17 protein-coding genes are annotated in these 14,467 nt (G+C 50.6%); 3 read left to right on the top strand and 14 right to left on the bottom strand.

Annotated features, from left to right (window positions below):
* Window positions 1–4: 4 nt before the first annotated feature.
* The 14 genes from fliE to fliQ all read right to left on the bottom strand — a co-directional run bounded on the left by fliE (window position 5) and on the right by fliQ (window position 11,341).
* Window positions 5–304: a flagellar hook-basal body complex protein FliE gene (gene fliE / locus KQ940_RS06620; RefSeq protein WP_217412641.1), complete on the bottom strand. Its 300-nt coding sequence runs from the start codon at window positions 302–304 to the stop codon at window positions 5–7.
* A 5-nt stretch (window positions 305–309) separates the two neighbouring features.
* Window positions 310–744 (bottom strand): flagellar basal body rod protein FlgC, encoded by a 435-nt coding sequence (gene flgC / locus KQ940_RS06625; RefSeq protein ID WP_217412642.1) that lies wholly within the window; start codon window positions 742–744, stop codon window positions 310–312.
* A 3-nt stretch (window positions 745–747) separates the two neighbouring features.
* A complete protein-coding gene (gene flgB, locus KQ940_RS06630; RefSeq protein WP_217412643.1) occupies window positions 748–1,137 on the bottom strand; it encodes a flagellar basal body rod protein FlgB in 390 nt (129 codons plus the stop codon).
* 22 nt (window positions 1,138–1,159) lie between these two features.
* Window positions 1,160–2,302, bottom strand: a complete 1,143-nt coding sequence (locus KQ940_RS06635) for a flagellar basal body P-ring protein FlgI (protein ID WP_217412644.1) — start codon at window positions 2,300–2,302, stop codon at window positions 1,160–1,162.
* A gap of 14 nt (window positions 2,303–2,316) precedes the next feature.
* The gene (locus tag KQ940_RS06640) at window positions 2,317–2,958 is read right to left on the bottom strand and encodes a flagellar basal body L-ring protein FlgH (RefSeq protein WP_217412645.1); all 642 of its coding nucleotides are present in this window, start codon (window positions 2,956–2,958) and stop codon (window positions 2,317–2,319) included.
* 28 nt (window positions 2,959–2,986) lie between these two features.
* Window positions 2,987–3,856 carry a flagellar basal body P-ring formation chaperone FlgA gene (flgA, locus tag KQ940_RS06645; RefSeq protein ID WP_217412646.1) on the bottom strand — a complete coding sequence of 290 codons (870 nt, stop codon included), beginning with the start codon at window positions 3,854–3,856 and terminating at the stop codon, window positions 2,987–2,989.
* A 109-nt stretch (window positions 3,857–3,965) separates the two neighbouring features.
* Window positions 3,966–4,745 (bottom strand): flagellar basal-body rod protein FlgG, encoded by a 780-nt coding sequence (flgG, locus tag KQ940_RS06650; protein WP_217412647.1) that lies wholly within the window; start codon window positions 4,743–4,745, stop codon window positions 3,966–3,968.
* A 26-nt stretch (window positions 4,746–4,771) separates the two neighbouring features.
* Window positions 4,772–5,503: a flagellar hook-basal body protein gene (locus KQ940_RS06655; protein ID WP_217412648.1), complete on the bottom strand. Its 732-nt coding sequence runs from the start codon at window positions 5,501–5,503 to the stop codon at window positions 4,772–4,774.
* 22 nt (window positions 5,504–5,525) lie between these two features.
* Window positions 5,526–5,846: an EscU/YscU/HrcU family type III secretion system export apparatus switch protein gene (locus tag KQ940_RS06660; RefSeq protein WP_217412649.1), complete on the bottom strand. Its 321-nt coding sequence runs from the start codon at window positions 5,844–5,846 to the stop codon at window positions 5,526–5,528.
* Complete coding sequence (gene fliK, locus KQ940_RS23045; protein WP_217412650.1) at window positions 5,846–7,081, bottom strand: flagellar hook-length control protein FliK; 1,236 nt, start codon at window positions 7,079–7,081, stop codon at window positions 5,846–5,848. The genes KQ940_RS06660 and fliK overlap by 1 nt, the downstream gene beginning before the upstream one ends.
* Window positions 7,078–9,117, bottom strand: a complete 2,040-nt coding sequence (flhA, locus tag KQ940_RS06670; RefSeq protein WP_217412651.1) for a flagellar biosynthesis protein FlhA — start codon at window positions 9,115–9,117, stop codon at window positions 7,078–7,080. Before flhA ends, fliK begins: the two co-directional genes overlap by 4 nt.
* Complete coding sequence (gene flhB, locus KQ940_RS06675; protein WP_217412652.1) at window positions 9,114–10,235, bottom strand: flagellar biosynthesis protein FlhB; 1,122 nt, start codon at window positions 10,233–10,235, stop codon at window positions 9,114–9,116. Before flhB ends, flhA begins: the two co-directional genes overlap by 4 nt.
* A 22-nt stretch (window positions 10,236–10,257) precedes the next feature.
* Complete coding sequence (gene fliR, locus KQ940_RS06680; RefSeq protein ID WP_217412653.1) at window positions 10,258–11,004, bottom strand: flagellar biosynthetic protein FliR; 747 nt, start codon at window positions 11,002–11,004, stop codon at window positions 10,258–10,260.
* A gap of 70 nt (window positions 11,005–11,074) precedes the next feature.
* Window positions 11,075–11,341, bottom strand: a complete 267-nt coding sequence (gene fliQ / locus KQ940_RS06685; protein ID WP_217412654.1) for a flagellar biosynthesis protein FliQ — start codon at window positions 11,339–11,341, stop codon at window positions 11,075–11,077.
* 400 nt (window positions 11,342–11,741) lie between these two features.
* Here fliQ and KQ940_RS06690 point away from each other — a divergent pair, with 400 nt between their 5' ends.
* The 3 genes from KQ940_RS06690 to KQ940_RS06700 are packed head-to-tail and all read left to right on the top strand — an operon-like array spanning window position 11,742 to window position 14,305.
* Window positions 11,742–12,233, top strand: coding sequence for a tetratricopeptide repeat protein (locus tag KQ940_RS06690; protein WP_217412655.1), 492 nt, complete (start codon window positions 11,742–11,744; stop codon window positions 12,231–12,233).
* Window positions 12,234–12,235: 2 nt separating this feature from the next.
* Window positions 12,236–13,414: a tetratricopeptide repeat protein gene (locus KQ940_RS06695; RefSeq protein ID WP_217412656.1), complete on the top strand. Its 1,179-nt coding sequence runs from the start codon at window positions 12,236–12,238 to the stop codon at window positions 13,412–13,414.
* Window positions 13,415–13,444: 30 nt separating this feature from the next.
* Window positions 13,445–14,305, top strand: coding sequence for a hypothetical protein (locus KQ940_RS06700; RefSeq protein WP_217412657.1), 861 nt, complete (start codon window positions 13,445–13,447; stop codon window positions 14,303–14,305).
* The last annotated feature ends 162 nt before the right edge of the window (window positions 14,306–14,467 follow it).

Here is a 14,467-nt window from a genome sequence, read left to right on the forward strand (position 1 = left end):
GTACTTATACCTGCATCCGCATGATTTCCTGATAGCCTTCAAGTAATTTATTTCTTACCTGAAGACCTAGTTCAAAGCTTAGTTTTGCTTTTTCAAGACTCATCATCACCTGATGCAAATTATCCTCTTCCCCTGTAGCCAACTTCTGGACCTGAATATCAGCCTGATTAATCTGACTATTCACTATACTCATTTCATGACTTAGCCAGCCAACGAAGCTGCCAGATGGCGGTGTGCTTTTAAGTCCAGCCAACATATCAATATTCGCGTCTTCAGCGATGAAACTTATCGATTCAATCGTCATACTCGTTATCCCTCGCCGATCTCCAGTGCACGCAATGCCATTGTCTTCGCAGCATTTACTGCACGCACATTTGCTTCGTATGCCCTGGTCGCTTCAAGTAGATCGACCATCTCTGATACTGGGTTAATATCTGGAAACGCCACCAACCCATCTTCATTAGCATCCGGATGTTCAGGCTTATATACCAACTTAGGGCTGGCTCCAGTCGGACTTATATCGACGACTTCCGGTCCCCGCAGGCTTTGCTGATAGATGGATAATGTACTATCGAATTGGCTCGGTACTTTTTCACCGATTACCACTTTCAGCGGCTGATAGGGACGTCCATCCACCCCGCGAGTGGTGTTTACGTTGGCTAGATTCAACGCAACTGTATCCAGCCTTATTTTTTGGACTTCCATACCTGACGCACTAATATCTAAGGTAGAGAAATAGCTCATGACTTATCGTTTCCCTTCGTTTACAGCCATTTTTATAATATCACCGCGTTTACCATTCGCCTTAATAATCGCTTCATAACGCAGTGTATTTTCAGCAAGCCGAATCATCTCCTGATCCAACTCGACAAGATGAGATGTGGAAAAAATCAAGCCGGCTCCATCCTCAACCTTCTCTTTTATAAGATCAAGCTGAGTCCTATCTATACCTTCCTCATTATTCAAATACCGATCCAAAGCTCCAGATAGGAGCTCTTCGAACTGCATCCGTTTGGCATAGAAGCCCGGCGTATTCACATTTGCTATATTATTGGCAATAACCTCATGGCGCAGCTTGGCCGCATCTAACGCGATAGATACCAGTTGCGAGGTTACCCCTCCTACATCTTCGATCATAATATCCCTATACTCTCGTCAATTATTGAATAATAAGCTCAGCATGAAGCGCGCCAGCTCTTTTTATACCTTGCAAAATAGTGATAATGTCGCGACTACTAGCATGTACTTTATTCAAAGCAGTTACCAAATCAGATACTTTCGACCCCTGAGGTAATGACACCGATACTGTTTGCTGCTCTTCCACATTAATAGATGTCTTCGGAACGACTTCCGTTCTTACACCGGCGAAATCGCTATCTATAATCACATTCCCGACTCCGAACGGTTGCGACACCTGGTATTCAGTACTAATCGCCACGTTTAGATTCCCATGGGCTACCGTTACCGGTGAAATAACGACTTCGGCTCCTGAAACTACCGTTCCCGTACGCTCATTTACAACCACCATCAGGTGGCTGTCCGGTACTACCTCAATCCGCTCGATTTGAGTCAGAAAACTTACGAGCTCCGTTGGCTTATTACCGGGTACTCTAATTTCTATACGGGCAGCATCCAACGCCTTGGCATTGCCTGCTCCGATTACCCGCGACAGTGAGTCAACGATTCGGCTAGCGGTTTCAAAGTCAGGCCGATGGAGCTTATAGACAACCTTTCCGTCACCGTTAACAATTGCGGTATTAACGGATCTATCTACCGTAGCACCATCCGGAATATGCGCTGCCGTTGGGTGGTTTTTCTGTACAACATTCCCATTCAAGTCGTAACTGAAACCGCCGACAGACAGAGGTCCCTGTGCCATTGCATAGATATCACGATCGGACATCGCCATGGGCGTCAGCAACAATGTCCCACCCACCAAACTGCGCGCATCGCCGATTGAGGTTACATTTACATCCAACTTATCCCCGGACTGCGAATATGCCGGTAGAGTTGCGGTAACCATGACGGCCGCGGCGTTTCGGCTTCTCACTTGATCCGTTGGTACATTGAGGCCGAAACGGAGCAGCATGTTATGAACAGATTGCAGCGTCGCTGAATTGCGCGTGGAATCACCGGTTCCCGCCAAGCCAGTTACGATCCCGTAACCGACCAGCGCACTGTCTTTGACGCTTGCCAACCTCGCCAAATCTTTGAGCCTAACGCTCCCCTTAGTATTCGCACTTGCTTCAAATGACAGTACGAAAATAAAACACAACAGGTGTACTAATACTTTATTAACCATTCCATTGCTCATTATTAGAAAAGCCAGTTAATTGCACGAGTAATCACCCCTGGCTTTTGTCTGCTGCCGAGAAGCCCATCCCCTTTATACGTTATTCGGGCTTGAGTCATTCTTGACGACAGGACCGTATTGTCTCCATTTATATCTTCTGGCCTGATTCGCCCAGAGATCCTGATAAACTGAGTTTCGTTGTTAAACTCAATCTCCTGTTCCCCGTATATAAATAGTTCTCCAGTTGGAAATACATGCTCCACTGTTGCGGACACACTGGCAACCAATTTTCCTTTGCGGTTAATTTCCCCAGCGCCGACACTGCTATTCCCCAAATCCAAACCAATATCATTTGAACGACTGTTGGCCTCGAGCCGTCCAGTGACATCTAACGATTTACTAGTTCGAGTATCGGCGCTTGTCGTCGACGAAGCCTCCTCAAGAATAAGAACAGTCACGCTCTGGCCAACACCACGAGGCTTATGATCGCTTACTAGGGAAGAGAAGTTATCGAGAGTCTTGTTTTCGATATTCTCGGCAGCATAGCTGTAATTCGAAGGTCTCTCATGCACGGATGAGGAGGAGGCATCCCTGTTTTCATTAATTGCACAGGAGCAAAGGAGCACAGCTGAGCCGATAAGCGATATACTCTTACTTACCAGCACCCTAGTCCGTTCAGCATGAAATCGTGTATTAATCAACCCGTACAACTCCTCTTCCAATTACTACCGCAGAGTAAGATATTCCATTTGACGGATTCTCAATCCTCACCCTTTTTTTCAGTTGCCCATTCTCTAGAGCGACACCTTTAACTTGAACCGATACATTACGGAATGACGTTATAACGATGACCTCTTCCCCCTCACAAACCGGGGGCTTTATATCAATATCATTAACCGTCAGAATGTCGCTCTCATGGACGCTTCTCACCATCCACGCGTTCTCGTGGACTTTGCCTACAAACGGGTAGTTGGATTGCCCTGCTATATCACGGCTCTCAATACGCCAATCAATCTCCTGATATAACTCGTGCTTTTTTATACTCCTGCCGGCAACTCTGACCGATGTAATTGCAGCTACCTTGAACCATATAGGCAATGTTTGATAAGGCTTTCCATCGACTAGAATATCGACCCACACCACCATTCTGCTACTCAACCTAACAGCCGGTGAAAGCTTAGGCTCAATGTCCACTCTTCCTTTCGGTACATAAATTCTCGAGCTGCCGCCTATAGGTTCCACAGCTATGTTCACATCGCGGAACGTCGATAGTTCATGAGCCAACCAGGTTTCGAGTAGTCCCCTGGCCCGATCTTGTAGCGTCCCGACGTCATACGCGACTCCACCACCACGGATACGAACGGTGTCTTCTCCCTCCCACTGGATTTCACCATTGATGCCCGGATAAGCTGTTTCCATAACGGCCGTGATCTGAAACCGTGTAAGCTGCGTCATCTGTCCTGGCATCGGTGAATAGCCGACATCGATAGCAGCAAGCCTTGACTTCCACTTTCCTCCAGCTGATATCTGAGCTATATCACCCAGCTGATACTGTCGTTCCATGACCGAAACCTCAGGTTTAAGTCTGATAACTATGACCTCGCCCGCTTTCACCAACCCTGAGGAAAACAGACTAAGGACTAGAAAAAATCGGATTAAAAACACCACACCATTAGCGTCTCAGGTTATTCACGATTCCCATCATGTCGTCGGCAGCCTGAATCACTTTTGAGTTCATCTCATAACCACGCTGTGCAAGCATCAACGTCGTCAACTCCTCGATTGGATTAACGTTGGAACTCTCAAGAAATCCCTGAGCTATGGTTCCGAACCCCTCCAAGCCGGGCTCACCATAGAAGGCGGCGCCGGAAGACTCTGAAGGACTGAAGAGGTTATCTCCGAGAGGGCTTAGACCAGCGGGGTTCATAAAGCCGGCAAGCTCAATAGCGCCGACATCGACCGGAGAATCCTGGTCAGGCACTGTGACTGATACGTTCCCATCCGCACTTATAAGAATATCCTGCGCATCGAAGGGGATTTCGATAGCCGGACTGATCGGGTAACCATCGGAGTTAACCAACATCCCATCTTGGTCAATTTGCAGGTGACCGGTGCGCGTGTATGCATATTCGCCATCCGGTAAAAGCACTTCCAGAAAGCCTTTGCCCTCAACAGCCAAGTCGAGATCGCGATCTGTTCCTTTAGCCTCACCTTGACTGAAAACTTTCTCGATCGCAGCTGTGGCCGTTCCCATCCCGATTCCATTATGGGTTCCGGGCGAAACTAGTGTTCCGTTGAAAGGGCGAAGCTCCTTATAAATAAGGTCCTCAAATTCGACCTTACTTTTCTTAAAGCCGGTAGTGTTGGTATTAGCCAGGTTGTTAGCTATAACATCGACATAGACCTGGTGGGCATCCATGCTACTAGCTGAAATATGAAAAGCATCCAGCATCATCAACTCCTTTATAAGTTCAGCATTCAGAATTCGGCGATAGTCGAAATCGCGGTTCCCATAATGTCGTCATATCCCTTAATAACCTGGGATGTGGCTTCAAAATGGCGAAGCGTCTCCATCATCTGGACCATTTCGTCCATCGGTTTAACGTTGGAAGCCTCTTGATAACCCTGCCTTACACCAGACTCGGTCGCAGGTTTAGCGCTTTGCGCACCGGCCTTCCACAACCCATTGCCCATCCGCTCCAGTTCTTCGGGACTATCGAAAGTTACCAGCTTGATCTGTCCGACATATTCTCCGCTCTCCTTGATTGTCCCATCACGATCGACTGTCACCTCCCCTCCTTGGAGCAGAATCTCACCGTCTACGCCACTTACAGTCAGTCCCTGACTATTAACCAAAGCACCGGTGGCATCTATGTGAAAGGCCCCTTTTCGGGAGTAAAAAGCCCCATCATTACCCGAGAGCTCAAAATATCCATCGCCTTCAATCGCAAAATCCAAAGGGCTTCTGGATTGGTGCACCACACCCGCTGAGTGATCAGACAAAACCGACAAAGGTGGAACCAACCGGTCAGAGATCAACTGAGGTCCGGCACCATTCGCTTGTGAGAGCAACTGTTCAAAGCTTCGTGTTACCGCTATATCACGCTTAAATCCCTCTGTATTCGCATTTGCCAAGTTATTGCTGATCACATCCAACATTCGCATGTCGTTGATCATGCCTAGCTCGCTAATAGCAATTGCAGTGCTCATCGTACTTCCCTGCCCCTTTGTCCTAACGAATCGTTTCTTGTTTGCCGGCACCATTGATCGTGTCGCGTAACATCTTTTCGTCCACCATATACAGATGCACCAACAACACCGCCACCAGTTCAAAAAGCTCTGGATCAATAGGTGCGTCGATAGGCAACCGATAGAGTCGATCAAGCAGCTCTTTATCCTTCACCACCTTGATGCCGCTTTGTGGTTTACCAGCTGCTTCCAGCACTGACTCCGCAGTAATGCCCGCGCCTTTTAAAATTACTCTCGGCACACCTGCCCCGGGAGGACACTCGAGTCCAACAACCCGTTTTACCTTTTTCTCCTCGCCTGACATCACAACACCCGACTCAAGCTGTCTTGAAGGTAATGGTGCTCAATAACCGCCTGCGGTACGGTCAAATCATCACCACCTACCTCATACCGGATTTCATCCACAGCCCACCCCCATTCAGCCAAGGAGTCGGTCAATACGCTTAACTGACTACTGAGCACGTCGGCGACTTCAACGTTTTCGGCACCAATCCGCAGACTAAGATGACGATCAGCGGTCTTCGCTTCGATCTGGACCTTTCCGAGGTTTTCAGTGCTGAGGGAAAAAACAGCCTTACGATACCGAAGGGCGTTATCACTGCCTTGCTGTGCTGAGCCGCCACCCTGTTCAGCAAATAGAGCCAAGCTGAGTTCGACCATACGTTCGCCAAACCACAGGGGTATCAACAACACTCTATGAGCGATTGAACTCTCGGTTTGGCCATTGAGTATCTGCATTCCCAATTGCCACTCAGTCAAGTTCTCTTGCTCCCGCCCCTCATCGCCGCCCTGTTGATCATTCATCTCCATAAGCGAGCCCGAATCGACCTTTTGCGGATCAGTCACCACCGAGGGCTGGTCTTGTATGGATTGGGTTAAGAGGTCGGATATACGATTAAGCAACGGCGCCAGACCTTGAATAAGCACCGATTCTGGTTTGTCATCGGAACCAGCCTCCAGTTGCACGCCGGGGTAGAATGTGGAGCCCCCGGCTGATTCAAGTTGCGCCATAACGCGCTGAACAGCGCGGACTAACACTGGATCAAGGGGCAATCCCAACTTGCGCACGATTAATGCGCTGGCCCCAAGGTTAGTTGCATCCAACTTACTTTGAAGCTTTGTGAATGCCGCCAATTCGGACTTCGACAGACTCGCCAGGAATTTATCAAGAAAATCCGGAAACTGATCGGAACCAGACAACCCTAGGTTCTGTTTGGTCGTCGTCCCATCTGTTACAGACTGCGCCTCGTTGAAAGCGCTGCTTAGAACACGCTGCAGGTGTACTTTGTCATCCAGGCGGATGACCCGCCCCTGCACCTGATCTCCAACCCTAAGCGGAATAGCGCTATCCACTACTTTCTCGTGGCCGCCGAAACGGACAGCGTATCGATTACCTTCGTAATGCCTTAGCACCTTGCCTTTAATAATCTGGCCCAGCGTAAGCTTGTCACCAAAATCGGCATCTGTACCGAAGGTCAGCGCCCGCGAATTTTCACCGACGCTACCTGGAACCGTGCTGTGCACATTTACGACCGTCACAACGACACCATCCCATGCGATTGCACGTTAAATGTCGGCGGCACTTCCGACATCGACAGAACGGAGAGGTGCGGAATGCTTCGTTCGGTGATCCTCCTGATATGCCGCCTTAGCTCAGGTGAACATAATAGAACCGGCGATAAGCTGGAGGTCATCATGCTCTCAGTCTGCGCAGCCAAACGGGTCAGCACCTGCTCAGCGAAGCCTGGCTCGATTGCCAGCATGCTCCTATCCGCATCTCGCCTCAGGCCGGTCGACAGTTTCTGCTCAATTTTTGGATCAAATACCAAAACCTTCAGATTCTTCCCTTTAGCGAGGGGCTGACAGATAGAGGCGCCAAGTTTCTGCCGCACCACCTCTGTCAGAAGTTCGGCATCCTTGCTTTGCTTACCTTCGTCAACCAGCGCTTCCAGGATCATCTCCAAATTACGAATGGATACCTTTTCGCGCAGCAATCGTTGCAAAATCTTTTGCACATCGCCCATCGACAGCACACCCGGAACCAGCTCCTCCACCAGGCCGGCATTCCGCTGTTTAACTCGATCAATTAGTTTTTCGGTTTCTCCGCGTGTCAGCAGATTCGCACTGTGCTGGCGCACCAGCTCGGAAAGATGTGTCATCAATACACTCATTGGCTGGATCACGGTATAGCCAGCCTCCACAGCTGCGTCGCGCTGCTGATCGACGATCCAAATGGCAGGCATATTGAAGGTTGGGTCACGGGTTTCCGGCCCGTCCAGCTTCGCGGTTACATTTCCCGGATTGATAGCCAGGATACGATCAGGCAGCAGCTCACCCTCTCCCACCTTCGCGCCGTACATCCAAACTTCGTATTGGTGAGGTGGCAGCTTTTTATCGTCCTTGGCTCTTAGACGAGGCATTACGAAGCCCATATCCAATGCATACTGCTTCCTGAAAGAGGCAACCTTATCCATCATCAGGCTGTCGTCACTATTGAACAGCTCTACCAGATTCATACCGACACGGATCTCCAGCGCCTCGACGGTGAGCATGCCGTAAATGTCATCCTCCGAGCCGGCTTCAACTTCGTCCTGTTCGATATCGGCTTCATCCTCCGGTTCTCTTTTGATGGCAAAGAACAACATACAACCGAAGACGAGCAGGAGAACCAATACAGGAAATGCCGGGATACCCGGGATAAAGAGCGCCATGGTTAGCGCTGCACAGACGATCCATAGAATCTTCGGAAAGGCCGTTATCTGCCTTGAGATCTCTTTACTGAGGAAAGCGTCCGACGCGGCACGGGTTACAATCACCCCCGTTCCGGTCGAGATAACCAGCGCCGGAATCTGCGTGACGATACCGTCCCCGATGGTCAGAAGAGTGAAGGTCTGAAGCGCTTCTCCCCACTCCATACCTCGTTGCGCAATTCCTATCGTCAAACCGCCAACAATGTCGATAAGAATAATGATGATGCCCGCGATAGCATCACCTTTAACAAACTTTGAGGCCCCATCCATGGCGCCATAAAAATTTGTCTCCTTCTCAATCAGCTTCCGCCGCTCCTGCGCCTGCTTCTCGGTGATCAACCCCATATTCAGGTCAGCATCGATACTCATCTGCTTGCCGGGCATACCGTCGAGAGTAAAGCGTGCAGATACTTCGGCCACCCTCTGCGCGCCGTTCGTTACGACGACATACTGCACAACAATCAGCACCAGGAAGACGATCATCCCGATAACGTAGTTGCCACCCACCACATGTGACCCAATCGTCGATATCACCTTACCCGCGTCCGCATCGGACAGTATCAAACGAGTCGCGGCAATATTCAGCGAGAGTCGAAACAGAGTGACGATCAATAACAGTGACGGAAAGGTCGAAAACTGAAGCGGCTTCTCGACATAGAAGGTAAGTAGAAGAATAACAAGCGCAAGGCTCAGGTTACTGATCAACAGAAAGTCCAAAAGCCCAGACGGAATGGGCATGAACAGCACCATCAAGATACCGGTCACACAAAGTACCAATATCAGATCACCCTGTTTTCCCAATGTGCTGCGCAGGTAGGCGATCATAGTTGAGCCCTCCGCACAGTACGACCGGTCCCGCTCACCAGTCCCGCCTGCATATCACGCTGCAGGTATATCCAAGCAAGAATCTTCGCAACCGTTGGAAACAACTTCTCTGGAACCGGGTCGTCGATAGCGGTGTTATTAAACAGCGCACGCGCCAACGGCTTGTTTTCAACCATCACAACCCTGTGCTTACGCGCCACTTGCCGCATCTTCATGGCTAGATCACCGGCCCCTTTCGCGATCACCTGCGGCGCCGACGACTGTCCCCGCTCATACTTGATCGCAACGGACAGGTGTGTCGGGTTGGTAATCAATACATCGGCATCCGGAACACGTTGCACGGCGCCGGCACGCTTTACGGCCTCCCTCTGCAGTTGGCGCCGCTTAGCCCTGATCTGGGGATCACCCTCACGCCGCTTCACCTCCTCCTTAAGATCACGCCGACTCATGCGCATCTGTTGAGAAAAGTCCCAACGGCTATACATGAGATCGAGCAGTGCAATCAACAAAATCGCGAGCAGCAGCTTATAGGCCAACACCCTACCATGCGCCATCACGACAGCCGGATAGACATGAGGATCGGTATCAAGCAAGGCAACAACCTTCGGCAACAGAGCCGAAATTGCAAAGTAGAGAATCGAGCCGAAGATCCCGATCTTGATGATCGTCTTGATCGCTTCAAACAACAGCTTCTTGGAAAAGACCCGCTTGAAACCTGTGACCGGGTTGAGTCGGTTCATATCGGGCTTCAATGGAAAGAAAGAGAATATCGGCCCTGTCTGGAACATATTGGCCACTATGCCGGTGAGCATCAGCGCCGCAACAAAGGGAGCCAGCAGGTGCACGAGAAAGGATGTTGTGTATTCGAATATCCCAGCCGCTGACCTGGCATCCAAGTCGACCGCTCCAGCTGCCGACAGCAACTCCTTGCTCAGCACCAGCTGCTTCTCAATCAGGCCATCCCCCATGAAATAGGAAACCACGAGAGCCACCGAGAGCAGCAGCAACGAGTTGATCTCCAGGCTTTTCGCCACCTGCCCACGTTTGCGAGCTTCACGCAACTTAAACGGCGTTGCTGGTTCACTACGATCCTGGTCCTGATCTGATCCTGCAGCCATGCTTAGCCTTTACATTCCTTTTTCAAGCCAACGCCCTCTCCCAGTAACGGAAGATCGATTCAAAGATTTTTGATACCAGCGGGCTCATATACTTCAGCGACGCAGCAAGCACCACGAGCCCGACGAAGGTTTTAAGCGGCAGTCCAACGATGAAGATATTGACCTGAGGCATAGTGCGGGCGGCAACGGCCATCCCGGCATCAAGCAGCAACAAGATAAAGACCGCAGGCGCCACCAGCATCAAGCCGAATACAAACATCCGCCCAAACTGGTATACGACATGTTCGATATCGAAATGAACTAGCCCCTGCCCTATCGGTATCTGCTGAAAGGAGTAAGCAATCCCTCTCATCACCACGTGATGACCGTCGAGCAGGAAGAAGGTCACCACTGCCATCAAATTGAGGATATTTCCAAGCAACGGCCCCTGGGTGTTGGTAGAGGGGTTGATAAGATTGGCGACACCGAAGCCCATCTGAAAGTCCAGTATCCTGCCGCCAAACAGGAATGCCCCGAACGCAGCGTATAGACCGAAAGCCATCAACGCGCCAACGAATAACTCGTACGATGAGGCTAAAAACAGATCACCAAGGGTGTGAGGCACCTGCGTCGGCCGGATGTGAAGGCTGGCAACAAACACAGCAGAGAGCGCCAGCAGCAGAAGCACGCGGATATTTACCGGTACCTGCGTAGTCGCAAAGAGAGGCGTCATTAGAAACAGCGCACCAAGACGAATAAACGCCAGCAGAGTCGCCGTTACAAATGCCATATCTGCATTTAGTTGCATTCATCAACCCACCCGACACCCCATCCTGAGCGTCAGTTCATACACTTTATTGTTAAAAATAGAGTGGGATATTTCGGATAACCGAGGATGAAAACTCTAAAAGAATTGCCATCATCCACGGCCCCAAGGCGATGAGAACCAGGGCTACAGTGAGAATTTTCGGCACAAACGTCAGGGACATCTCCTGAATCTGAGTGACCACCTGAAAAATACTGATCAACAGGCCAACCAGCATACTGAGGCCGAGTACCGGCCCTGCAAGCCAGATAGCAGTCCACAGCATTTCGTTTGTAAGAGCTAACGCGAAGTCTGTGCTCATTCCCTTCAGTCCCTGGACTCGACAACATCTACCCTGAGTCCCACTATTTACAGCAGTCTTCGCCGTATCCAATACGGCTTCTATTACAATTTTTACGTCAACAACCCTAAACATATTCGCGACTATGCGGATACATTTGTAGCGGTTGCCGAGCGCAATTCTAACCACAGTTCCCCTTTAGCGACAATATGCCAGGGGATTAATCTCAGTTTTTTATAAATCCAAAGTTAACATCAGGATGCTAACAAACCGTTGTGGCGAAAGCGTAACCGTAACCCATCAACACCCTATCCTATTGAAATAAAAAGACAATTAACCAAAAAAGACGAATGCGCAATGATTAGGTAGACTGTCAACCGTACTCTCCCGGACAATCATCAGTAACCAAGGACAGAGACTAATGCCCGATCAAAAACCCCGAACGCAGGTGGAAACTCTGCTCATCGACGCCACCGAGCAAGCCAAGCAAGGCAACCTCGACGAGGCCATCAGCACGCTGAAATCCCTACTCGCATTAGAGCCCAATCACGAGCTGTCACTGGGGATGCTGGCATCGGTCTACTTGCAGCTCGGACTGACACAACAGGCATCGGATCTGTTCGAGCAATTACTGGAAACCTATCCCGAAAACCCTCTGGCACGGTTTCAACTGGGGATGGCCAAACTTAACAGCAGCGATCCCAAAGGTGCGCTCGAAACCTGGCGCCCAATGCTCGAAATGAAAGACGAATTCATGGCAAACTTTCATAGCGCGCTGGCACATCTCCAGCTAGGGAGTACAGAGCAAGCCAGGGAGTGCCTTGAACGGGCGAGCCAACATATGCCGCAAACCCATCCCCTATACCCACAACTGGTCAACCTCTACGGGCAACTGACAGAACGGATGTCGTAACGATGAATTCCACAGCGAATGCGAAAGAAGCCGAGATCAAGCGTTTCGAAACCTATATCAAGCAAGACCCTAAAAACGCTCTGCTCTGGACAAACCTGGGGGACCTGTACCATCAATCCGGCCGCTGGGAGGAAGCGATCGCCTGTTATGAGAAGTGCCTGATGTTCGACGAAGGCAACATGATCGCGCGTAGCCGACTGTCGAATGTCCTGATCAGCCAACACCGCTTCGATGAAGCGGAACAGATCATTCAAGGCATCATGGCTCAGACAGGGGAGGATAGCGCTCTGCTACACAACCTGGGGCTAACCCTCTTCTATCAACGCAAGTTCGACGAGGCACAGGCAGCATTCCAGAAAGCCCGTGAGATGGGGATACACACCCCGAATAACCTTGCCTATATGGTGTATGCCCTGCACAAGAAGAACGATACTGCGCAGGCACTTGAGCTGGCACAAACCTGGCTGCAGGAATCACCTGGGGAAAAAACCGAAGGTTACATCTCGATGCTGGAGATGGATCACGGCGATATGGATGCGGCAAAAATTCGCGCCCAGCACCTTCTGCAGCAACATCCCGAGAACCCCGACGCAAATGTCGTGATGGGTACCTGGCATATGGAACAGCAGCAGGTATCGCAAGCGGTCACCCACTTTCAGCAGGTGGTTCAATCCGAGCCCAACAACCCGCGGGGCTGGCAAGGGCTAGGGCTGGCCTACATGCATCAACAGGACTTTCCCAAAGCGATCGAAGCACTGAACAAAGCCAACGACGCCATGGCCGGATATCCGACCAACCACCTGATCATCGGGTGGGCTAAGCTCGCCAACCAGGATGCCGTCGGAGCCGAACAGGCCTTCCGCAAGGCGATCGAGATAGACCACAACTTCGGTGAGGCCCACGGCGGCTTGGCATCTGCCCTCGTGTTTCAAAACAGGTTGGATGAAGCCAGAGGTGAGATCAAAAAAGCGATGGGGCTTTCGCCCAAGGGGTTTGGCGCCGTATACGCGCAGTCGATATCGATGCAGCTCAGGGGCAAAGGGGAACAGGGCACCAAAATGCTGGCAAAACTGCTGGAGCAAAAACCACTACCTAGGTCCAAACCCATGATCGAATATATTCAGGACTACCTGAAAAGCCAGGGGCATGCATCGACTCCGAGAGATCTGGACAAAAAATAGAGCACCCCCCTTATGTCAAGGATGATAGTTATGAAAAAGATCTTTCTCCTTACTGCTGTGATTGTCAGCCTTGCTGGCTGCGCACAACTGAAAACATCCCCTGCATTCCCTACCACTTACGATACCATCACGATCAAATCAGAAGACGAAACTCTCGGCCTCAACAGGCCGATAGGCTCGTATGAAGTGCCTAATAGCATGTACGTCATCGGAAAGTTTAAGCCCTTGGAAACAGCCCACAAGATGACAGGCCTGTTGGGCGTCATGGCTGCACACAGCAGCGGGAAAGAGGCTAGCCAGGCGTTCGTCACAGGACACGAAGGCAGCTTGCAATACTCCCTCTCAGAACAGGTACTCAGCATTGCTAGACAGGTCATCGATGACAATAACGCTCAGAACCGCTTCCGAATAGGTGTGCCCGAAAGCCCAGACAACACCCTCATACTGCGACCCTGGGTCTATCTAGGCACCAGTGACGCGATTAACGCGAGACTCTATGTATATATGCGCGCATCGCTACGTAATGTGAGCGGCAGTGAGGAGTGGTCAAATGTCTACATCTACCACGCCCCCACACCTCACCCCTTCACCGGCCCTAGAGGCTGGCTAAGCGAGGATGCAAAGCTCGCGAAAGAATATGCAGACGCCGGCATCCGCGCTGCCCTTTCAGTATTGATGAACGAAGTTGAACAGGGACGACCAACAGCCCGCTCAGCCAGAGTTGAGTTGGATGGGATAGTCTCGGCCATGCCCGGCACCTACGATGCTACAATACTCGGCGAGTACAATGGCATGACGATACTGAGCCCCAAAACCGCTACTGCTTCACTGATGTTTGGATCACATATTTTGCCGAAAGGGCACTATCGGGTAGTTAGCGCGAGCCAATAGACAATCGAACTAAATGGCCGCACTTTAGTGCGATGGCATTTATCTGGCAGTTACCTACTGAAGAGATGGTAGCTGCCAGAACTAATGTCAATGCCGGTCTGAGAAGTCCTCTTTTTCGCGGTTTGAGATGTCCCCTTTTTGTCGGTTCGTTGACTGATTTAT

Origin of the sequence: Marinobacterium ramblicola, assembly GCF_019084545.1 — a bacterium.
Lineage (GTDB): Bacteria > Pseudomonadota > Gammaproteobacteria > Pseudomonadales > Balneatricaceae > Marinobacterium_D > Marinobacterium_D ramblicola.

Excerpts from the sequence above, each read along its gene's own strand:
- flgG (WP_217412647.1), bottom strand. The coding sequence starts at position 4,745 with ATGCTGGATGCTTTTCATATTTCAGCTAGTAGCATGGATGCCCACCAG.
- KQ940_RS06700 (WP_217412657.1), top strand. The coding sequence starts at position 13,445 with ATGAAAAAGATCTTTCTCCTTACTGCTGTGATTGTCAGCCTTGCTGGC.
- KQ940_RS06695 (WP_217412656.1), top strand. The coding sequence starts at position 12,236 with ATGAATTCCACAGCGAATGCGAAAGAAGCCGAGATCAAGCGTTTCGAA.
- flgA (WP_217412646.1), bottom strand. The coding sequence starts at position 3,856 with ATGGAACGACAGTATCAGCTGGGTGATATAGCTCAGATATCAGCTGGA.
- flgB (WP_217412643.1), bottom strand. The coding sequence starts at position 1,137 with ATGATCGAAGATGTAGGAGGGGTAACCTCGCAACTGGTATCTATCGCG.
- fliQ (WP_217412654.1), bottom strand. The coding sequence starts at position 11,341 with ATGAGCACAGACTTCGCGTTAGCTCTTACAAACGAAATGCTGTGGACT.
- fliE (WP_217412641.1), bottom strand. The coding sequence starts at position 304 with ATGACGATTGAATCGATAAGTTTCATCGCTGAAGACGCGAATATTGAT.
- flhB (WP_217412652.1), bottom strand. The coding sequence starts at position 10,235 with ATGGCTGCAGGATCAGATCAGGACCAGGATCGTAGTGAACCAGCAACG.
- KQ940_RS06660 (WP_217412649.1), bottom strand. The coding sequence starts at position 5,846 with ATGTCAGGCGAGGAGAAAAAGGTAAAACGGGTTGTTGGACTCGAGTGT.
- KQ940_RS06635 (WP_217412644.1), bottom strand. The coding sequence starts at position 2,302 with ATGGTTAATAAAGTATTAGTACACCTGTTGTGTTTTATTTTCGTACTG.
- fliR (WP_217412653.1), bottom strand. The coding sequence starts at position 11,004 with ATGGCATTTGTAACGGCGACTCTGCTGGCGTTTATTCGTCTTGGTGCG.
- flhA (WP_217412651.1), bottom strand. The coding sequence starts at position 9,117 with ATGATCGCCTACCTGCGCAGCACATTGGGAAAACAGGGTGATCTGATA.
- flgC (WP_217412642.1), bottom strand. The coding sequence starts at position 744 with ATGAGCTATTTCTCTACCTTAGATATTAGTGCGTCAGGTATGGAAGTC.
- KQ940_RS06690 (WP_217412655.1), top strand. The coding sequence starts at position 11,742 with ATGCCCGATCAAAAACCCCGAACGCAGGTGGAAACTCTGCTCATCGAC.
- KQ940_RS06655 (WP_217412648.1), bottom strand. The coding sequence starts at position 5,503 with ATGAGCACTGCAATTGCTATTAGCGAGCTAGGCATGATCAACGACATG.